This window comes from Aequorivita aquimaris, from assembly GCF_001573155.1.
Classification (GTDB): Bacteria; Bacteroidota; Bacteroidia; order Flavobacteriales; family Flavobacteriaceae; genus Aequorivita; species Aequorivita aquimaris.
In genome coordinates, this window is record NZ_JRWG01000004.1 from 201,380 (window position 1) to 220,630 (window position 19,251).

General features: G+C 38.3%; 13 protein-coding genes and 2 tRNA genes. 6 read left to right on the forward strand and 9 right to left on the reverse strand.

All coding sequences use genetic code 11. The features are described from left to right. The first annotated feature begins 11 nt into the window (after nt 1-11). The 3 genes from LS48_RS08305 (at nt 12) to LS48_RS15585 (ending at nt 2,387) form a co-directional block, all read left to right on the forward strand. Nucleotides 12-1,295, forward strand: coding sequence for a putative DNA modification/repair radical SAM protein (locus LS48_RS08305; RefSeq protein ID WP_062622126.1), 1,284 nt, complete (start codon nt 12-14; stop codon nt 1,293-1,295). Beyond that, nucleotides 1,292-2,059 (forward strand): TIGR03915 family putative DNA repair protein, encoded by a 768-nt coding sequence (locus tag LS48_RS08310; RefSeq protein WP_062621895.1) that lies wholly within the window; start codon nt 1,292-1,294, stop codon nt 2,057-2,059. The genes LS48_RS08305 and LS48_RS08310 overlap by 4 nt, the downstream gene beginning before the upstream one ends. A 157-nt stretch (nt 2,060-2,216) precedes the next feature. Beyond that, nucleotides 2,217-2,387, forward strand: coding sequence for a hypothetical protein (locus tag LS48_RS15585; protein ID WP_235811020.1), 171 nt, complete (start codon nt 2,217-2,219; stop codon nt 2,385-2,387). Between the two features lie 534 nt (nt 2,388-2,921). Here the strand turns inward: LS48_RS15585 and LS48_RS08325 are convergent. From LS48_RS08325 to mutS, 3 genes are all read right to left on the reverse strand, one after another. Then, nucleotides 2,922-3,005 (reverse strand) — tRNA-Leu (locus tag LS48_RS08325). A gap of 114 nt (nt 3,006-3,119) precedes the next feature. Continuing rightward, nucleotides 3,120-3,192: transfer RNA gene (locus LS48_RS08330), tRNA-Gly, on the reverse strand. 98 nt (nt 3,193-3,290) lie between these two features. Continuing rightward, nucleotides 3,291-5,906: a DNA mismatch repair protein MutS gene (mutS, locus tag LS48_RS08335; protein ID WP_062621900.1), complete on the reverse strand. Its 2,616-nt coding sequence runs from the start codon at nt 5,904-5,906 to the stop codon at nt 3,291-3,293. Nucleotides 5,907-6,038: 132 nt separating this feature from the next. On the opposite strand from mutS, the gene LS48_RS08340 reads away from it, so the two are divergent. Beyond that, on the forward strand, nt 6,039-6,590 hold the full coding sequence (locus LS48_RS08340) for an RNA methyltransferase (RefSeq protein WP_062621902.1): 552 nt from the start codon (nt 6,039-6,041) through the stop codon (nt 6,588-6,590). Here LS48_RS08340 and LS48_RS08345 read toward each other — a convergent pair. The 5 genes from LS48_RS08345 to LS48_RS08365 form a co-directional block, all read right to left on the reverse strand. Next, nucleotides 6,573-7,484: a geranylgeranylglycerol-phosphate geranylgeranyltransferase gene (locus LS48_RS08345; protein ID WP_062621905.1), complete on the reverse strand. Its 912-nt coding sequence runs from the start codon at nt 7,482-7,484 to the stop codon at nt 6,573-6,575. The genes LS48_RS08340 and LS48_RS08345 overlap by 18 nt on opposite strands. 25 nt (nt 7,485-7,509) lie before the next feature. Continuing rightward, nucleotides 7,510-8,406 (reverse strand): SGNH/GDSL hydrolase family protein, encoded by an 897-nt coding sequence (locus LS48_RS08350; RefSeq protein ID WP_062621907.1) that lies wholly within the window; start codon nt 8,404-8,406, stop codon nt 7,510-7,512. A 5-nt stretch (nt 8,407-8,411) separates the two neighbouring features. Continuing rightward, nucleotides 8,412-9,860, reverse strand: a complete 1,449-nt coding sequence (locus tag LS48_RS08355; RefSeq protein ID WP_062621910.1) for an MBOAT family O-acyltransferase — start codon at nt 9,858-9,860, stop codon at nt 8,412-8,414. Nucleotides 9,861-9,930: 70 nt separating this feature from the next. Beyond that, nucleotides 9,931-12,402: a T9SS type A sorting domain-containing protein gene (locus LS48_RS08360; RefSeq protein ID WP_131807711.1), complete on the reverse strand. Its 2,472-nt coding sequence runs from the start codon at nt 12,400-12,402 to the stop codon at nt 9,931-9,933. A 118-nt stretch (nt 12,403-12,520) separates the two neighbouring features. Beyond that, the gene (locus tag LS48_RS08365; protein ID WP_062621914.1) at nt 12,521-13,459 is read right to left on the reverse strand and encodes a mevalonate kinase family protein; all 939 of its coding nucleotides are present in this window, start codon (nt 13,457-13,459) and stop codon (nt 12,521-12,523) included. A 216-nt stretch (nt 13,460-13,675) separates the two neighbouring features. Here LS48_RS08365 and LS48_RS08370 point away from each other — a divergent pair, with 216 nt between their 5' ends. Further along, entirely contained in the window at nt 13,676-14,806 is a 1,131-nt protein-coding gene (locus tag LS48_RS08370) for a hypothetical protein (protein ID WP_062621916.1), read from the forward strand. Nucleotides 14,807-14,913: 107 nt separating this feature from the next. Next, complete coding sequence (locus tag LS48_RS08375) at nt 14,914-18,165, forward strand: CHAT domain-containing protein (RefSeq protein ID WP_062621918.1); 3,252 nt, start codon at nt 14,914-14,916, stop codon at nt 18,163-18,165. On the opposite strand, the gene LS48_RS08380 is transcribed toward LS48_RS08375, so the two are convergent. Then, the gene (locus tag LS48_RS08380) at nt 18,162-19,244 is read right to left on the reverse strand and encodes a diphosphomevalonate decarboxylase (protein WP_062622127.1); all 1,083 of its coding nucleotides are present in this window, start codon (nt 19,242-19,244) and stop codon (nt 18,162-18,164) included. The genes LS48_RS08375 and LS48_RS08380 overlap by 4 nt on opposite strands. Nucleotides 19,245-19,251 lie beyond the last annotated feature (7 nt).

Consider the following 19,251-nt stretch of genomic DNA (forward strand, 5'->3'; position numbering starts at 1 on the left):
CAAATTTTGCTATGGATTTTAATCGAATAAATGAAAAACTCAGCATTTTAGCCGATGCTGCAAAGTATGATGTTTCCTGTTCCTCAAGCGGAAGCAAGAGACAAAATAAAAACAACGGCCTGGGCAATAGTAGCGGAATGGGCATCTGCCATAGCTACACGGAAGACGGTAGATGCGTTTCACTATTAAAAATTCTGCTTACCAATCATTGCATTTTTGATTGTGCCTATTGCGTAACGCGAAAAAGTAATGATATAAAGCGCGCAGCTTTTAAGGTACAAGAGGTTGTAGATTTGACAATTAATTTTTACAGACGCAATTACATTGAGGGCCTTTTTTTAAGCAGCGGAATTTTTAAAAACGCAGATTATACCATGGAACGTTTGATTGCGGTTGCAAAAAAGTTGCGTGAGGAAGAGAATTTTAATGGATATATTCACTTAAAGTCCATTCCAGGCGCAAGCGATGAATTGATGCGGGAAGCTGGCCTGTATGCAGATCGCCTTTCGGTAAATATTGAAATTCCCACAGAAAAAGGTTTGAAATTACTTGCTCCGGAAAAAAACAGAAAAGATTTTATAAAACCTATGGAAAAGGTGAAGAATGAAATCATTCAATATAAAAACGAAAAAAAACTTTTGAAAAAAGTCCCTCTCTATGCCCCGGCGGGGCAAAGCACCCAAATGATTGTAGGCGCCAGTGGGGAAAGCGACGCTGAAATAATGTACACCTCAGCCTTTTTTTATAAATCATTTAATCTTAAAAGGGTTTATTACTCCGGCTACGTTCCCATAAGCCATGACAATCGCTTACCGTCCATCGGCACTGCGGTTCCTCTTTTACGTGAAAATAGACTTTACCAAACAGATTGGCTACTTCGGTTTTATGGTTTTGATGTACGTGAATTGCTGAATACCGAATACCCAAATCTGGAATCGGATATAGACCCCAAGTTAAGCTGGGCACTGCGCAATTTGGACCAATTTCCAGTTGATATAAATAAGGCAGATATGCGTATGTTATTGCGCGTACCAGGTCTTGGGGTAAAATCGGTCCACAAAATTATTGCGGCACGCAGATATCGAAAACTTAATTGGGAAAACCTTAAATCAATTGGCACTGCATTGAATAGGGCAAAATACTTCATAACCTGTGATTCCAGAATTTTTGAAGGAAAAGATAGAACCGCCGCACAATTGAAAGGATTGATAATGAATAGCTCCGGAAGCAAATTCAGAAAAGAACTAAGTACCCAGTTGAATTTGTTTGATAACCAAAGTTTGCAGCCCACATGAAAACCATTTTGATTTATGACGGGAGTTTCGATGGACTTCTTTCCGCTATCTTTTATGTTTTTGAATTCAAGCTAACAAATGTTTGCATTAAAAAGCGAGAGCACTCACAACAAAATTTCTTTGATGCTGAAGAAGTAATTATAACAGATAAAATAAAAGCAACACGCGTTTGGAAAGGGCTTTCAAAAAAACTTTCGGCAAGAGGGAGGCAAAAAATCTACAAAGCTTTCTTGAGTGAAATTCCAACAATTGAAACTGCCATATTACACTTTATAAAACGTACGTTTTCTTCCGAAGTTCCTATTGAAAATGATTACAGCGATCCATCGATCCTTGAAATAGACAAAGTTGCAAAAAAAGTAGATCGTGAAAAACACAGAATGGACGCCTTTGTGCGTTTTAAGCTCACAAAAGATGATATTTATTTTGCAAGCATAGAGCCAGACTTCAATGTTCTTCCCTTAAATGCAGATCATTTTAAAAAAAGATATGCCGATCAAAAATGGCTTTTATATGATGTTAAACGGAAATATGGCGTCTATTATGACCTTAAAAATGTTCAAACCGTTAAGTTGGAAATTTCCTCCAACACAAACAATACAAGCAACGCTTCAACCTATTTTACACTTGACGAAATAAATTTTCAGCAGCTTTGGGGCATCTACTTTAAAAACAGTAATATACCTTCCCGAAAGAATATGCGTTTGCATATAAAACATATTCCGAAAAGGTATTGGAAATATTTACCCGAAAAAAAGTTTTGAATTAATTTTTTAATTACTTTTGCACACTATTAATCACTAATCTATTTCAACAATGAAAAAATTATTTTTATCACTTGCCGCTCTTGCATTGGTTGCTTCAGTTTACTCTTGCAGAGATACTAAAACTGAGGAAAACGCAGAAGAGACTGCTGAAACTATGATGGATAACGCTGAGGAGTCTATTGAAGAAGCTGGTGACGCTGTAGAAGAAGCTGCTGAGGAAACTGGTGACGCTATCGAGAATGCTGCTGAGGAAACTGGTGACGCTATCGAGAATGCTGCTGATGAAACTGAAGAAGCTGTAAAAGACGCTACTGACGGTCAATAAGCATTTTTTGCTAAAAAAAAATGTAAAGCCCTTTCAAATTTGAAAGGGCTTTTTTTTATTTTGCATTCACAATTACTTCAGATATGCTAGAAACCATAACAGAAAAATTCAAAAAAGTTTCCTTTATGGAATTGTGCATTTACATCATCCTGTATTTAGTGACAGGTTTTATAATGAACAGCATAGGAATTTATTTTGAAATTGTTCGATTTGAGAATTGGTGGCAAATAATCACCTGTTATGCTTTGTATATGGTGCCCGTATCAATATTAATAAAAGAGTATTCCTTTTTCAACCAGTATTGTTATGGCCTTTTAGCAGTCGGGGTTCTAGAACTTTGCGGATATACTTTTCAAACTTCCTATGTATACCAAAACAATATACTATCACAATTGTTTACCCCGTATAATGTAACCTTGGCGATGACTTTATTTTTTGCCATTTACTTCCCCTTGGGCAATATGTTAGTAAGTTATATCTGCAAAAAAATCACGCCACAAAAAAAGCTCCTTCAATAAAGAAGAAGCTTTTAAGTACTCGAGGCGGGACTTGAACCCGCACGACCAAATGGTCACAGGATTTTAAGTCCGGCGTGTCTACCAATTCCACCACTCGAGCATTTCGGCTGCGCTCCTTGCAGGTTTAATTTCAGCCTGCAAAAGCCTCGGATAGATTGTTTATTACAATCTGGACTTAACAAAAAATGCCGAATTGCATCGGCATTCAAGGTTGAGCGAAAAACGGGATTCGAACCCGCGACCTCCACCTTGGCAAGGTGGCGCTCTACCAACTGAGCTATTTTCGCAGAATATTTAATGAACGGTGCTTCACATTCAAAGCGGGAGCAAATTTAAAAATTTTACTTCAAAAGCAAAGTCTTTTTTGATAAATTATTACTGAAATTTACTTTTTCATTTTAACTGAGGCATTCCGTTGCAACATACGTCGTATTTCGTTAAGTTTCATCAATGCCTCTACCGGGGTAAGTGTATCAATATCAATATCCAAAATCTCTTCGCGCAGCTCTTCCAACAGGGGATCGTCCAGTTTAAAAAAACTCAATTGCATTTCTTCTTTGGAAACCGCCTTCATTTCTTCGGTCAATTCTTCGGAAGCGTGACTTTTTTCAAGCCTTTTCAAGATTTTATTGGCCCGTTGAAGCACTGCTTGCGGCATTCCGGCCATTTTTGCAACGTGGATTCCAAAACTGTGGTGGCTTCCGCCCGGAACCAGTTTCCGAAGAAAAAGCACGTTATCCTTCAATTCCTTTACCGAAACATTGTAGTTTTTGATGCGCGCGAAAGTCTCCGTCATTTCGTTCAATTCATGATAATGGGTCGCAAAAAGTGTTTTCCCGCGCGAAGGATGTTCGTGAAGGTATTCACTTATCGCCCAAGCGATGGAAATTCCATCATAAGTGCTGGTTCCACGGCCAATTTCATCCAAGAGGATCAAACTCCGCTCCGAAAGATTGTTCAAAATACTCGCCGTTTCGTTCATCTCTACCATAAAAGTTGATTCGCCCATTGAAATGTTATCACTTGCGCCAACTCTTGTGAAAATTTTATCCACACACCCCATTCGCACTTCCGAAGCAGGAACAAAGCTGCCCATCTGCGCTAACAAAACAATCAAGGCAGTCTGCCGAAGAATGGCCGATTTACCGCTCATATTGGGTCCGGTAATCATAATTATTTGCTGGTTTTCACGATCGAGAAAAACATCGTTTGCAATATAAGGAGCGTCGGGTGGAAGCTGTTTTTCGATTACTGGATGGCGGCCTTCCTTTATGTCCAAATCAAACGTATCATCCAGCAATGGTCGTGTGTAATTTGCCTCTTTGGCTTGGGTTGCGAACGAACACAGGCAATCCAATTGCGCAATCAAGGCTGCATTTTGCTGCACTGAACCGATAAACTGAAGCATCCACTCAACCAATTTCGCAAAAATCTCCTGCTCCAAGGCGAGTATTTTTTCCTCAGCGCCCAGGATTTTGGTTTCGTACTCCTTTAATTCTTCCGTTATATATCTTTCAGCGCTTACGAGTGTCTGCTTGCGGATCCATTCCGGCGGAACCTTGTCTTTATGGGTGTTTCGTACTTCAATATAATATCCAAAAACGTTGTTCGAGGCTATTTTAAGTGAAGAAATTCCCGTGCGCTTGGTTTCGCGCTCCAGCATCTCGTCCAAATATTCCTTTCCATTTGCTGAAATATTCCGCAATTCATCCAACGTTTCCGAAAAACCTTCGGCAATTGTATTTCCCTTCAAAATATTTACTGGCGCTTCCTCAAAAAGCGTTTCCTTTATTTTGTTCCGAAGCAATTCGCAGTCGTGCAGTTGTTCGCCGATAATTTTTAGCGATTCGTTTTTGGAATTCAGTGCCAACGCTTTTATGGGAACGACCGCTTCCAAGGAATTTTTAAGCTGAATAACCTCGCGCGGGTTCACTTTTCCGGTCGCCACTTTTGAAATGAGTCGCTCCAAATCCCCGATGCGTTTTGTGTATTGTTGCATTTTTTCCAGAGTAACTGGATTGTCCAAAAGAAAACTTACTACTTCGTGTCTGCGATTTATTTTTTCAGCATTTTTTAGCGGAAGCGCCATCCACCGCTTTAAAAGCCTTCCGCCCATTGGCGAAATGGTCTTATCAATCACATCCAAAAGCGTAACCGCGTTTTGCTGGTTGGAATGGTACAGCTCCAAATTGCGGATGGTAAAACGGTCCATCCAGACGTACTCGTCTTCGGCAATTCGCGACAATTTTGAGATATGTTGAAGCTTCGTGTGTCGCGTTTCGCTTAAATAATGGAGTGCCGCACCGGCAGCAATTATGCCCTCTTCCAAATGATCGACGCCAAAACCTTTTAGATTTTTTACATCGAAGTGTTTCGTGAGCGTTTCAAAGGAATAATCACTTTGAAAAATCCAATCCTCCAAATGGAAAACGTGGTAATTATTTCCAAAGGTTTCAGAAAAAAGCTTTCGTTTCTGTTTTGAAAAAAGCACTTCCGAAGGGTTGAAATTCTGCAGTAATTTATCCACATATTCCGCAGAACCTTCCGAAACCAAAAACTCGCCCGTGGAAACATCCAAAAAGGAAACCCCGAGATTTTTAGTGCCGAAATGAATGGCCGCCAAAAAGTTGTTTGATTTTGATTGTAAAATATCATCGTTAAAAGCAACCCCTGGCGTAACAAGTTCGGTAACACCACGCTTTACAATGGTTTTAGTCATTTTTGGATCTTCCAACTGATCGCAAATTGCCACGCGGCAGCCCGCCATAACCAGTTTTGGCAAATAGGTATTGAGGGAATGGTGCGGAAACCCGGCGAGCTCAGTTCTATCGCCACCGTTGTTGCGGTGGGTGAGCGTAATGTTTAAAATTCCAGCCGCACGCACGGCATCTTCCCCAAAAGTTTCGTAAAAATCGCCCACACGAAACAGCAGCAAAGCATCGGGATACTTTGCTTTAATCGTGTTGTACTGCTTCATCAATGGGGTTTCCTTCTTCGCCATAAATCAAAAAAATCTTTAATCGATAAATGTAACTAAAATGCTCTTTTCTTTAAAATGAAGTGATTAGGATTTATTGGGTTTTATCAACAATTGACTTCACTTTTAGCCAGCTAACGATTAACTTTGCCGCCTATGAAAAATCGCAAATTAAAAAACAGCGAACTGGACCGTCTGAATCCCGAAGAATACAAAGCTTCGGAAAAAACGCCGCTGATCATTATTCTAGATAATATCCGCAGTTTGAACAATATCGGTTCCGTTTTTCGCACCGCTGATGCTTTTTTGGTAAAGAAAATCTATCTCTGTGGCATTACTGCACAACCACCGCACAAAGACATCCAAAAAACCGCTCTTGGCGCAACGGAAAGCGTGGATTGGGAATATGCTGAAAACACACTCGATGTAGTTTCAAAACTTCAAAATGAGGGTGTTTTTGTGGCTTCTATCGAGCAGGCCGAACTTGCAGTTAACCTTAACGATTTTTCGGTACAGAAAGAAATGACCTATGCCGTGGTTTTTGGAAATGAAGTGAAGGGCGTACAGCAAAAAGTAGTCAGTGCAAGCGATGCCGTAATTGAAATTCCACAATTTGGAACGAAGCACTCATTAAATATTGCAGTAAGTGTGGGCGTTGTGGTTTGGGATTTTTTCACTAAACTTTCAGATTTAGGAAAAACGATTTAAGAGCAATTCCACATCAATAAGAACAATACTAAATACACCTATGACGATGGCAAATTTCAATATATTGTGCAAAACCATATAGTGGATTTTGTTTTTTGAATACCACAAAACTGCGAGAAAAACAGCCAGTCCGGCAATGCTTGCGTAAAAATAATAATCCATATAGCCTATTTCTCCCTCAAATTTTGTGATGAGCAAAATGGTTGGCGCCAACGTTAGTATGCTCAAAACCGTCAACATCCTTTTTGAAGTTTTTTCACCGTAAACCACTGGAATGGTTTTATAGCCATGTGTTAAATCGCCCTTTAGGTTTTCGAGGTCTTTTACCAATTCGCGCATAGAAATCAGCAGAAACAGAAAAGTAGCGTGTACAAAAATCACCACGTCAAAGTTTGCGTAGTGTACAAAAATTGCAAAGAAGGGAACTACCGCAAGTATGGCCGCAGTAATATTACCAATGAAAGGATATTTTTTGAGCTTATGGGAATACAACCAAAGAAAAAAGATATAAATTGAGAAAAATAGCACCGCCCTAAACGAAACGTAACTTGCAAAAATGACCGACAAAAAGTTGAGCACAAAATAGGCTGAAAGCTTTGTACGCTGGCTCACAAGCTTGTCAAGCATGGTTTTACGCGGACGGTTTATTAAATCCTTTTCACTGTCGTAAAAACTGTTTATAATATAACCCCCTGCAATTGCAGAAGAGGATGCCAAAACGAGCATCAATAAATTTACATCAAAAAGAACCTGTCTAACGGGCAAATCTGGCGCTAATATATAGATGCTGGTAAGGTATTGAGCGATTACAATAATTAAAATATTGTAACCACGAACCACAGAAAACAGGCTAAAAAACTTTAAAAGGAAGAGTTTTTGTTTTCTATTGAGCATTTTTTTAGAGACAAGTATTTAGTTTTTACTGTTTGGATATCCACTTTCCTACTTCAGCAGAAACATCTTTCGCCGAATCCTTATAAAGATGGATACCATCCGTAAAGGTAAACTTTGTATCGGAATTCATTAAATTTAAATATGGTACGGCTTCAGATTTAGCCAATTCATCAATTTTTTTATCAAAATCGGGAAGCAGTCTTGCCTCAATCGCTGCAATTCTATTATCAACTGGAAGTCTTACCAAATATACCTTGCCGTGGGTTTTTAGTGTTTCAATCGTTTTTTTTAAGTATTCAAATCGTGTTTGGGAAAACTTGTAGTTTTTCAATTTTGTTTTTTGCTCCTGAATATTTTCAGCAATTCTATTTTTTACTGAAGTAGAATCCATTGGCGGAAAAACCTCCAACCACCCATCGTCATGTACTTCCATTTGGGAAAAATTCAACAGAATCTTAATGTAATTATCGCCATAACTATTCAATATATACGAAACATTCGGCTTTGAACTAAAGGAAGACAGCGTGCCCATAAACGATTTTGATTCGCCAAACTGGTTTTCATCATTGGGGTCAATTCCATCACTGGAAATGCTCCACGGGTCTACCGTGATAATAAAAATTCCATCTTTTGTTCTTGGATCCAGTTTCTTTTCGATGGCGCTGAGATACGCTGGGCCAAAGGGACTATGCGCCACGGTAAAAGAAAAATTATAAATATCAGTTTCCAAATAAGGGTTTATGAACTCTGGCATCAAGCCCTGTGCTGCTTTTGAAGTTCCCAATATAAGTGAGGATTGCTTTGGCGTTGTGGTTCTTAAATAAAACGGATCGCTCTTTCCATCGGCTTGTAGAAAAACAAAGTAAACCGAAGCGATAATTGCTACGGAAAACAATGAAGATTCTATCAAAAATTTTTTCATCCTTATTAAAATTGAAAATATATAAAGGCCTGTTCTTTTCCGCCAAAGAAAAAGATGAGCATAGCCAAACTATAGTAAAAAACATATTTTAAGGGCTTTGGCCAAGATTTCCCAAAGTTTTCAATGGCGTAATTTGCATCCCTCCCCTTCCATTCAAACATCAAAAACCCTACAATTAAAAGTGAAAGAACATACATTTTATTCAATGCCAAAAAATTGGGCACTTCAAAAATTGATTGCGAAAAAAGTAATGAAATATATTCAAAAGCGCTGCTGAGTGAGTTTGCCCGAAAGAAAATCCACGCAAAACAAGTGATGGTAAAAGTGAAAAGTATTTTGAAGAAATCTGTCACGCTGGGCAAAAAACTATCTTTTGCCACAACTTCTATATGCTGTCTGTTTCGTTTCAAAAGTAAAAGCGGAAGAAAGTACAGGGCATTGAGCGCACCCCAAAAAATAAAGGTCCAATTGGCACCATGCCAAAACCCGCTTACAATAAAAATGATAAAAATATTACGAACTTTTAACCAATCGCTACCACGGCTACCGCCCAAAGGAATATAAACATAGTCGCGAAACCAAGTGGAAAGCGAAATATGCCAACGCCTCCAAAACTCGGCAATATCCCTTGAAAAGTACGGGTATGAAAAATTCTTCATCAAATTGAAACCAAAAAGCCGGGCCGTGCCGATGGCAATGTCTGAATAACCCGAAAAGTCACCGTAAATCTGAAAGGCAAAAAACACTACCCCGATTGCAAGCGAACTCGCAGTATAATCCTGCGGATTGCTGAAGGCCAAATTCACAAACTGTGCACAGTTATCTGCAATCACCATTTTTTTGAAAAGCCCCCAGAGTATTTGCCGAAGGCCATCCATTGCCAAAGAATATTCAAAATTTCTTTTTTTAAAAAATTGCGGCAAAAGATTAGTTGCCCGCTCAATAGGCCCCGCAACCAACTGTGGAAAAAAACTGACGAATGAAAAGAAAGCAATGGCATCTTTGGTTGGCTCCATTTTACGACGGTACACATCTATGGAATAACTCATAGTTTGAAAGGTATAAAAGCTAATACCCACGGGAAGGATAATATTTAATCGGGAGGCTTCAAAAGGATGTCCCAACAGTGTAAATGCTTCCGCAAAACTTTCGGAAAAAAAATTGAAGTACTTAAAAAAGCCCAAAAAGCCCAAGTTTACAAAAATACTCAGCAATAAAAGAGCTTTGCGCTTTTCATGCTTTTCGGTTTTTGACAATCCAATTCCCACCAAATAATCTACTGCAGAGCTAAAAATAATTAGCGAAAGAAAACGCCAATCCCACCATGCATAAAAAACGTAGCTGGCAACGAGTAAGAGTAAATTTTGAAGTTTTAAGTTTTTATTGGCACCAAACCAATACAGCAAAAAGACAATGGGCAGAAAGATTGCAAAATCAATGGAGTTAAAAAGCATGAAGCATCTTTAATTAATTTTGTGATTTTTTCTGTAAAAATAAAATCTAATAAGGTGTTTACCCAAAAACTTATTCTTTCAGAAATCTTAGTAACCCAATCTCGCCGTTAACAGTTCTCATTTTAATAAAATAAAGTCCTACCGTTAATCCTTTAACTTCAATTTTTGGGTTGTCTGTATCTCGAGAAATTTGATTGGTTAAGATTAACTGTCCCAAACTGTTATACACCTCGACACTTGCCAACTGCTGTTGGGAAACGATATTTAAGAAATCTGATGAGGGATTTGGATAGATAGAGAAATCAAAAAAGCTTTGTTGCTCCAGACCCATTATAAGGGAATTTTTGAACCATATTATTTCATTCGTCCCTCCTATAATAGCAAAAACATCGACATCACCATCTGCGTCAACATCATCCGCATATACAAAATTGGTCCTATGGGCATCATCTTTTAAAATATTTTGTGTCCCAAAGTTTCCTAAACCATCTAAATTTTCATACCACACGATTTTTTGATCATAATAGGATGCTGATATCACATCCAGATCCCCGTCTTTATCAATATCTGCCGAATAAGCCGTTATCGGGTTAATCAAATTTGATGTTATACTTTTTTCTGAGCTAAAGTTGCCTTGTCCATCTAAGTTTTCAAACCATATAACACTATTTTGATTTCTATTAGTGGCAACGATGTCCTCATCATTGTCACCATCAACATCTGCAGCTTCAACATAATACAGAATATCTAATGTGATTGATTGAGGAGATCCGAAAGTTCCATTTCCCAAGTTTTTTATCCAAGTTATCCCTTCTTCACCAAATGTTCCTATGGATGAGCACAGAATATCAATTTTCCCATCGTTATCAATGTCAGTTAAATCCATAGAAATTGGAGCGAAACCAAAAGCCGTGTATATTATATTTCTTGGGCCAAAGGCCCCATTTCCATCTATGTTTTCTTGCCAAATTAATTCAGAAGCTATATAAGATGCATAAACAATATCGAAATCCCCGTCACCATCCATGTCCGCCGCATTTATCTCATAAATTGATGGCCCTGTTATATCTTCATAAATAATATGCTTTGTGCCGAAATTTCCATTTCCATCCAAGTTTTCATGCCAAGCCACCATAAAATCCGTTGAATACAAAACATCAATATCGCCATCATTATCCATATCAACTCCTTGAACACATTTTGCCCCAAAGTTTTTCTTTGATATTGTCCTCTGAATGCCAAAATTTCCATTTCGACCATTTTTTTTATACCACGCAATCTCGCCATCTAAATAAGAGGCTGAAAGCACATCCAAAAAACCGTCATTATCTATATCAACCAAGTCTATATATCTGGGACTATCTACATTATATGTAAAAAAATGTTGTGGCCCAAAATTGCCTATCCCGTCTATGTTTTCATGATAACCAATTCTGTCTTCTGAAGCAAATAGGATGTCGAAATCTCCGTCATTATCAACATCTGCATTATAAACAGAAACAATAATTGAGGAATCGGAATTTACAGTCTGGGGTGGGCCAAAGTTGCCTATTCCGTCTATATTTTCATTCCAAACTATCGCAGGGTTAGAATCAGAATAATAACCTGATACTACATCAATATCCCCATCCCCATCAATATCTGATGGGAAAACCGCATTAAGACCTCCTATATAATCATTAATAATCTGTCTGACACCAAAACTTCCCATACCATCAATATTCTCATACCAAGAAACTCTTTCGCCTCCTGTGGAAAGTACATCTAGATCACCATCATCATCAATATCTACAGCATGAATATCACTATCGATCCCAGAATTCGAAATTGTTCTTATAGATCCAAATTGTCCTTGAGAGTTCATATTTTCGTACCACCCAAGAGGACTATTGCTTCCTGCTCCTGACAAAACATCCATATCTCCATCGCCATCGATATCTGCAGCAAAAATTGCAATTACTGTTATTGCATTGTTATTGAGAATGTTTTCTGTACCATAAGTACCTAAACCATCCAAATTTTCATACCAAACTAATTTACCTCCATTTGGATTGGTGTAAGATGCTAAAATATCATTATCGCCATCGCCATCAAGATCAGCTGAAAAGATAGATCGGTATGCCATTGGCTCTTCTGCTATAACTATTTGGTCCCCAAAGTTTCCTAGTCCATCTATGTTTTCGTACCAAGCCACTTTGCCTTCATTCATATTTCCAGATCCTGATAATACATCTATATCGCCATCGCCATCAATATCTATTGCGAATACATCATTTGCACTTGTTGCTTCTAGAGAAATTACTTGTTGGTTACCATAACCTCCCTGACTATCTAAATTTTCATACCAAGCAATTTTACCATCAAAGATTGATGATGAAATCATATCAATGTCGCCATCATCATCTAAATCTGCACCAAATACCGAACTAGGATTATTTGTTGCATTCTCATTTCCTATTACAACTTTTTCCACAAAGTCTATTTGACCATAACTATTTAGGAAAATGAAGGAGAGCAACAGTAATAATAATTTTCTTTTCATTTTTGGAAATTTAGAATTGAATAATGTTGCCAAAATACCAAATATTTATTAATTGAAAACAATTAATATTTAACCATCCGAAATGGTTTAAAGAAAAAAATATGTTGGAAAGAAATTTCTAAAAACTATAAACCACTTCCAGTTTATAATCTTTCAATGCTTTGCGGGCTTTGTCGATATCTTCGGTAAAACCAAGCATATAGCCTCCACCGCCTGAACCGCATAGTTTTAGGTAGTATGCATTGCTGTCAATTCCTTTCTTCCAAAGTTTGTGGAATTGTGCCGGAATCATTGGCTTAAAATTGTCAAGCACTACTTTTGAGAGTTGCTTGATGTTTCCAAACAGTGACTTTACATCACCCTGTAAAAAATCCTCAACACAGGCATCAGTATGTTTTACAAACTGGTCCTTGAGCATATTCCGAAATCCTTCCTGCTTCATATTCTCCATAAAAATCTGCACCATTGGCGCGGTTTCGCCAGTGCTTCCACTGTCCAATAAAAACACAGCGCCCTTTCCATTTTCAGTTTGCGAAGGTATGCCCGCAGGTTCTATATTATCTTTGGAATTGATTAATATAGGAAGGCTCAAATAACTGTTCAAAGGGTCCAGCCCAGAAGATTTGCCGTGGAAAAAAGACTCCATTTCAGCAAAAATAGCTTTTAGCGTTAGTAGTTTTTCGCGAGTTAGATTCTCAAGAACGGTAATTTTATCATTTGCGTATTTATCATAAATGGCGGCTACCAATGCCCCGCTGCTACCTACGCCGTAACCCTGTGGAATACTGCTATCAAAATACAATCCGTTTTCCACATCCTTTTTTAGGGCTTCCATATCAAAAGAAACCAATTTTGGATTCTCGGTTTGGAGGGTTTCCAGATATTCCGCAAAGCGCTTAAGACTTGCGTTAGACTTATGGGTAGAAACAGTATGGTGTTTATCAATTTTTAAGGCACCGTTATAAAAATTATACGGTATTGATAATCCTTTGGAATCCTTAATAATTCCATATTCACCGAAAAGTAAAATTTTTGAGTAAAACAGGGGGCCGCGCATAAGCTTAATTATTCTAACAATAAAATTACAGATTTTAGTTTTAAAACCTTGAATCTGTGGCAAAGATAACCATTTTAACAAATATATATTCAGAAATATTTGTGAATATATAGTATTAAACCGCACCAAGAAACTATAAATGAAGAGAGTAGCTTTTTTTGATGATATTTCAAAAAACTTCCCGATGTGAAGATATACTTACAAAATAGCTTTATTATGAAATCATCACCTCTCTTTCTGGCCATTGTTTCAATTTTTTTCGCTTCCTGTTTTAATGGCGAAAAGCAAAATTACGATGAAGATGACAACTTCCAAGAATACTACAATGAAGAAATCACATCAGAAAATCATAGAAACAACCATAATCAAATTGCAAGTAACGATGCCTTGAAATATTTTAACACTATTGATTCCCGAAACGGAATGGTAATGTCCCGCATTCCGTTTCCTGCATCTTGGCAGAAACAAAATGGCGGCCAGTACCTTTATACTGGGCCCAATGGCATAAAAGTGCACGGCGAGCGCGGTGGCAGCTATATGTTTTCAAGCGATCCGCAAATGAACCAAATGTATCAGCAGAGTGGGATGCAAGTGCAGCTTCCGAAATCCATTGACCAAGTAATAAACGAAGGGTTTATGGAATATGCCAACAAAATAAATCGCAAGCTGGTGCGCAAATATCCAATGCCGCAGTTTGCCGCTTGGGACAAACAGTTCGACGATCAATTGTATAAGAGCGTACCTTCACAAAAAAATTTCAACGTTATGGGGCTGGAATGGCGTGATCCGGACGGCACTTCATTCTTAACCATTCTGCACCATTTTGTTTCTTACGATCAATATGGAGGGTATTGGGGCATTACATATTCGGTATTGGAAGCTTCTGAAGGTGCCTTTGAAGAAGCAAAAACACACTACATCAACGGTCTCTTAAACCAGCAGATAAATCCGCAGTGGCTACAGGCCGTTAATCAAAAAGATATGCAAATTGCACAGCAAAGCAATGCCGCCCACCAACAGCGAATGGCAAACATAAAATCTTTTGGCGATCAAAACACGGCTCGCTTCAATGATAGAATGGCCGCAATGGACCAAAACATGGCAAGCTGGCGTGCTAACCAAGCTGCAAGCGATCGTAGTCAAGAGCAATTTGTAGATTACATTCACGGAAATACAAACGTAAGCAATACAAATACCGGGCAAACTTATAAAGTTGAGGCAGGGGCAAACCAATACTGGATGAATAACCAAGGGGAATACATTAAAAGTGATAATTCACTTTATAACCCAAATCTAGATCAAAATGTAAATAACCAAACCTGGACGGAATACGAAGAACAAAATTGAAGATTTCAATGAAAATTTAGACCATAGTATATGCCACCAGAAAATAAATTGTATCTTTCATTACCATATCCCCGGACACTTTTTATTATTTGAAGTATTATTCAATTATGGCGCCTAAAAACCGGAGACTTTCATTTGTCCTTCAATTGTTTTTCCTTTTTACATTTTTCCTTGGATTTTCACAGGAAAAAAACACTGCCGTAAAGAAAATTCAAACCCTTATTGAACAAGATTCCTTGGCAGAGGCACGAACGGAAGTGGCTAAAAATATAGCTTTCTATAAAGCAGAAAAGAATTACGACAGTTTGTATTCTTACATTCAGTTTGAAGGAAGTTTTAAATTGAACAGCGGCAACAAAAACCTGGCCGTAAAAAAAGCCGAAAATCTTACAGAAGAAATAAAAAAGTACGCCAGTCCACATTATGTGGTTGAAGCAATAACCGAACTGTGCTGGATATATGATGATGCCGGGAAGCACCAAGAAGCATACGAACTTCTTAAAACTGCAATACCCTTTGCCCAAAAAAACAAAGAACCCAATAACACCGATCTGGCAGGCCTTGAATATCGTCAAGGCTTTTACGCATCAAAACTGGGTGATTTCCCCTTGGCAAAATCACATTACCTCAAAGCATTAAAACTGTTGCTAAAAACTGGACAGAAGGATTATGTTTTTTTCAACCAAATTTACAATGCCCTTGGCGGAATGATGTGGCAAGAAGCAAAACTGGACAGCGCCAAATATTATTTTCAGGAAGCCGTGAATGTTCTCGAAAAAACAGACGAAACCGATATCATGAATCGGTATTATCGTCCCGCATTAGTAAAGATGAACCTCGCCGTGCTGTGGAATGCCTTGGGAAAAAACCAAGAAGCCATCGCCATTTCAGAAGAATCAATCGCAGGTTTTCAAGAATACATAAACCGCTCCACAGATGAAGCAAGAACTTATAAAGCTAGAAACCACCAATGTGTTGTTATAGACAATATGGCTGCCTTTTATAATACTTTGGGAGAATATTCCCGCTCCCAGGAACTAATTGAATATTCCTTTCAGCAAAAGAAAAAACTTTTTGAGGAAAACGATATTAATATCATCATTTCAAACATCATACTTGCGGAAGCAAAAACAGCCAGTCGAGATTTTGAAGGTGCCGCAGAAAATGCCGATACCGCTTTACAGCTTTTAAAAAGTAGTGGTAGTGCAGATTTGTATTGGGAAGCAGCAGCACTTTCCACCCGGGCCACTATTTATGAACACGCAGAAGATATAGAAAACGCAGCCTTATTTTATGAAAAAGCAAGAATAGTCTATCAAAAAACTATGGGCAACACCTATACAAAAGATTTTTTAGACAATATTTTGGAATATTCCCTATTTGCCGCTAAAAATGGCAAAAAGGAAAAAGCGCTTGCCTTAGCTAATGAAACCTATAATTTTACCCACAACGGAGATTTCAAAAATACCCTGCAGGAGTTTTATCATACAACAAACCTAGCTCAAGTTCATTACCTTTTAAAAAATTATAGGGAAGCAGAAAGATTTAGCGATGAAGCACTGCGTTTCAATATTTTGGGTGAGAATGGAAAAATAAGTACTACAGATTCCATACTTAGCCAATACAGAAAGCCCCAAGCTTTGTTGATAAATGCTGCTTCAAAATACTATTTGGCAGAAAACCGGAACCCTTTTCTTTTAAAAGAACTTTTGCAGCAAATTGAAGAAGGAATATCAATTCTAGACCAACGCAAAAAAATAATTACCAACCACGAAGACGTAACTCTTCTAATAACCGAAAATGAGGAACTTCTAAATTTCGCTGAAAAGTTACGACTGGAACTCTTTGAAACCACCAAAGACCCACAATATTTAGACAAGCTCATTGCCCTTCATGAATCCAGTATATACAACCGCATACGCTCACGGCTCAACCTAAGGGACAATGTACGTTTTCAGCACATTCCACCACAGGTATTAGAGCGCGAAAACACCTTAAAAAACAAAATGAGGTCTTCCTTAAATGATTCTGAAAACAGCAGTCTTTCATCCTTTTTTGAAGCTTCGGAAAACTGGGAACACTTTTTGGATTCGCTCAAGCATCATTTCCCCAAATATTATAAAATGCGTTACGCCACTTTGGAGGAATCCTTGATGGATCTTCAACAAAAAATCCCTGAAAACACAACGGTTGTACGCTATATTTTTATCGAAAATAAATTGTACGCCTTTGTGGTTTCTCGCTCAATAAAAAAAATGATGCGTTTAAATTACTCTTCGGTCAAAAACCACATTTCAACAATAAAAAATGATGAATTTTCCGTTGAAAAAACCAGACCGTTACTCTATGAACTCTATAGGGCGCTTTGGTTTCCTCTAGAAAAATATGTGCTTAGTCCAAAAGTAGTAATTGTACCGGACAGGGAACTTTTCAATCTAAGCTTTGAAACGCTTACTCCCAAACCGATAAAGAATTTTCAGGAAATGGCCACAAACAGTCTTTTGGCAAAATATGATATTTCATACAATTTCAGTTTGTTGCTCTATAAGGACAAAGGCAACGTAGCTGATTATTCTTCAGATTTTATCGCCTTTGCTCCAGGTTTCAACAAAAAGATGATGGACGAATACCAATTGGGCATTAAAGATTCAGTAAAACTGGACAAAACATATCTTACCCTTTTGCCGCAACCTTTTAGTGAGGAATTGGTAAAACAGTATTCCAAAATTTTCAACGGCCGTTATTTTGTGAATGAAAATGCAAGCAAGGATTTATTTATCAAGCAAGCAAAGGAGCACAAAATAATTCACATAGGCACCCACGCAGAAAGCAATAACCTAAGCCCAGAATTAAGCCGACTTATATTTGCAAAAAAGGTTGAAGACAAAGAAAATTATGATGAAAATTCATTGTATTCCTATGAAATTTACAATATAGACCTTTCTTCAAACCTGGCCATTCTCACGGCCTGTGAAACCGGGAAACCCACTTATCAAGCAGGTGAAGGAATGATTTCATTGGCACATGCCTTTAATTATGCAGGAAGTGAAAGCATATTGACCAGTCTATGGGAAATTGATGAAGAATCGAGCGCTAAAATTGTAAAACTATTTTATGATAATCTTTCCAAAGGAATGCCAAAAGATGAAGCCCTGCGCCAAGCAAAATTAAGTTATATTGAAACTGCCGAAGGCCGTACTGCCGCCCCTCAATATTGGGCAGGACTCGTTCTTATTGGCGATACCGCCCCAATAGATTTAAAAGCTCGCGTTGCTTGGTGGTGGTATTTGGCGGCTGGAATTGTAGCCCTCATACTTGTATTGCTGCTAATAGGCAATAAAAAGGGAGAAACGAATTAGACCAGGATATTGGTAGCTCCCAAACCAACCTCATCTTCAATAAACTCACCATTTTTACAATACTGCAAAAGTTCCTTCTTAATGAAATGCAAAACGTTATCTTTTTCCAGCTTTGGATAAAGTACGTGCACATTGGCACCAGCATCCAGTGTAAAGCAAACCTTGCTACCCGTTTCATCCCGAAACTTCCAAATACGATTGATTATTTCTAAAGTATTCGGTTTCATGAGGATGAAATAGGGCAGGGAGGTCATCATCATGGCGTGCAGGGACAGGGCTTCGCTTTCAACAATTTTAATGAATTCAGGAAGATCGCCATTTTTAAAAACGGGAATCAACTTTGAAAGATTGTCTTTTGCCTGCCGAAATCGCTCCGCAGCAAAAGGATGGTCCACCATCAAATCGTGGCCAAGTGTGCTGCTCACTTGCTTTTCACCTTTGTCAACCAATAAAATGGTGTCTTGATAGTTTCTGAAATTTTCGTGAATATCAAAAGGATATTTTGTGCCAAAAAGATTACTGCTCCCGTCAATTTCTGGATGCTCTCCCCAGACTATTAGCGGCCCTTCCACACTTCGGCAGGCGCTGCCCGAGCCAAGCCGCGCTAAAAAGGAAGCTTTTTCCTTGAAATAATCATCGGTAATTGACGGTTGCATGCGCTGTTCCATTTCCATTAAACAAAGTGCTAAGGCACTCATGCCGCTGGCGGACGAAGCTATGCCACTACTATGCGGAAAACTGTTGGAAGTTTCGATTTTAAATTTGAAATCCTTCAAAAATGGCAAATACGCTTCCACTCTTTCAAAGAATTTATTGATTTTCGGTTCAAAGCCTTCTTCCCTTTTTCCATCGAGAAAGACCTCAAATTGAAATCCTTCAGATTGCTTCTTTTCAAATGAGACCGAAGTTTTGGTGTTGCAATGCTTCAATGTAAAACTTACCGAAGCATTCATGGGCATTTGCTCGCCATACTTTCCCCAATATTTTACTAGGGCAATATTACTTGGAGCCTGCCAGCTTACTATTCCGGAAGTAAGAGAATGTTGGTAATTGCAAACAATAAATTTGTGCTGCGGCATATACATT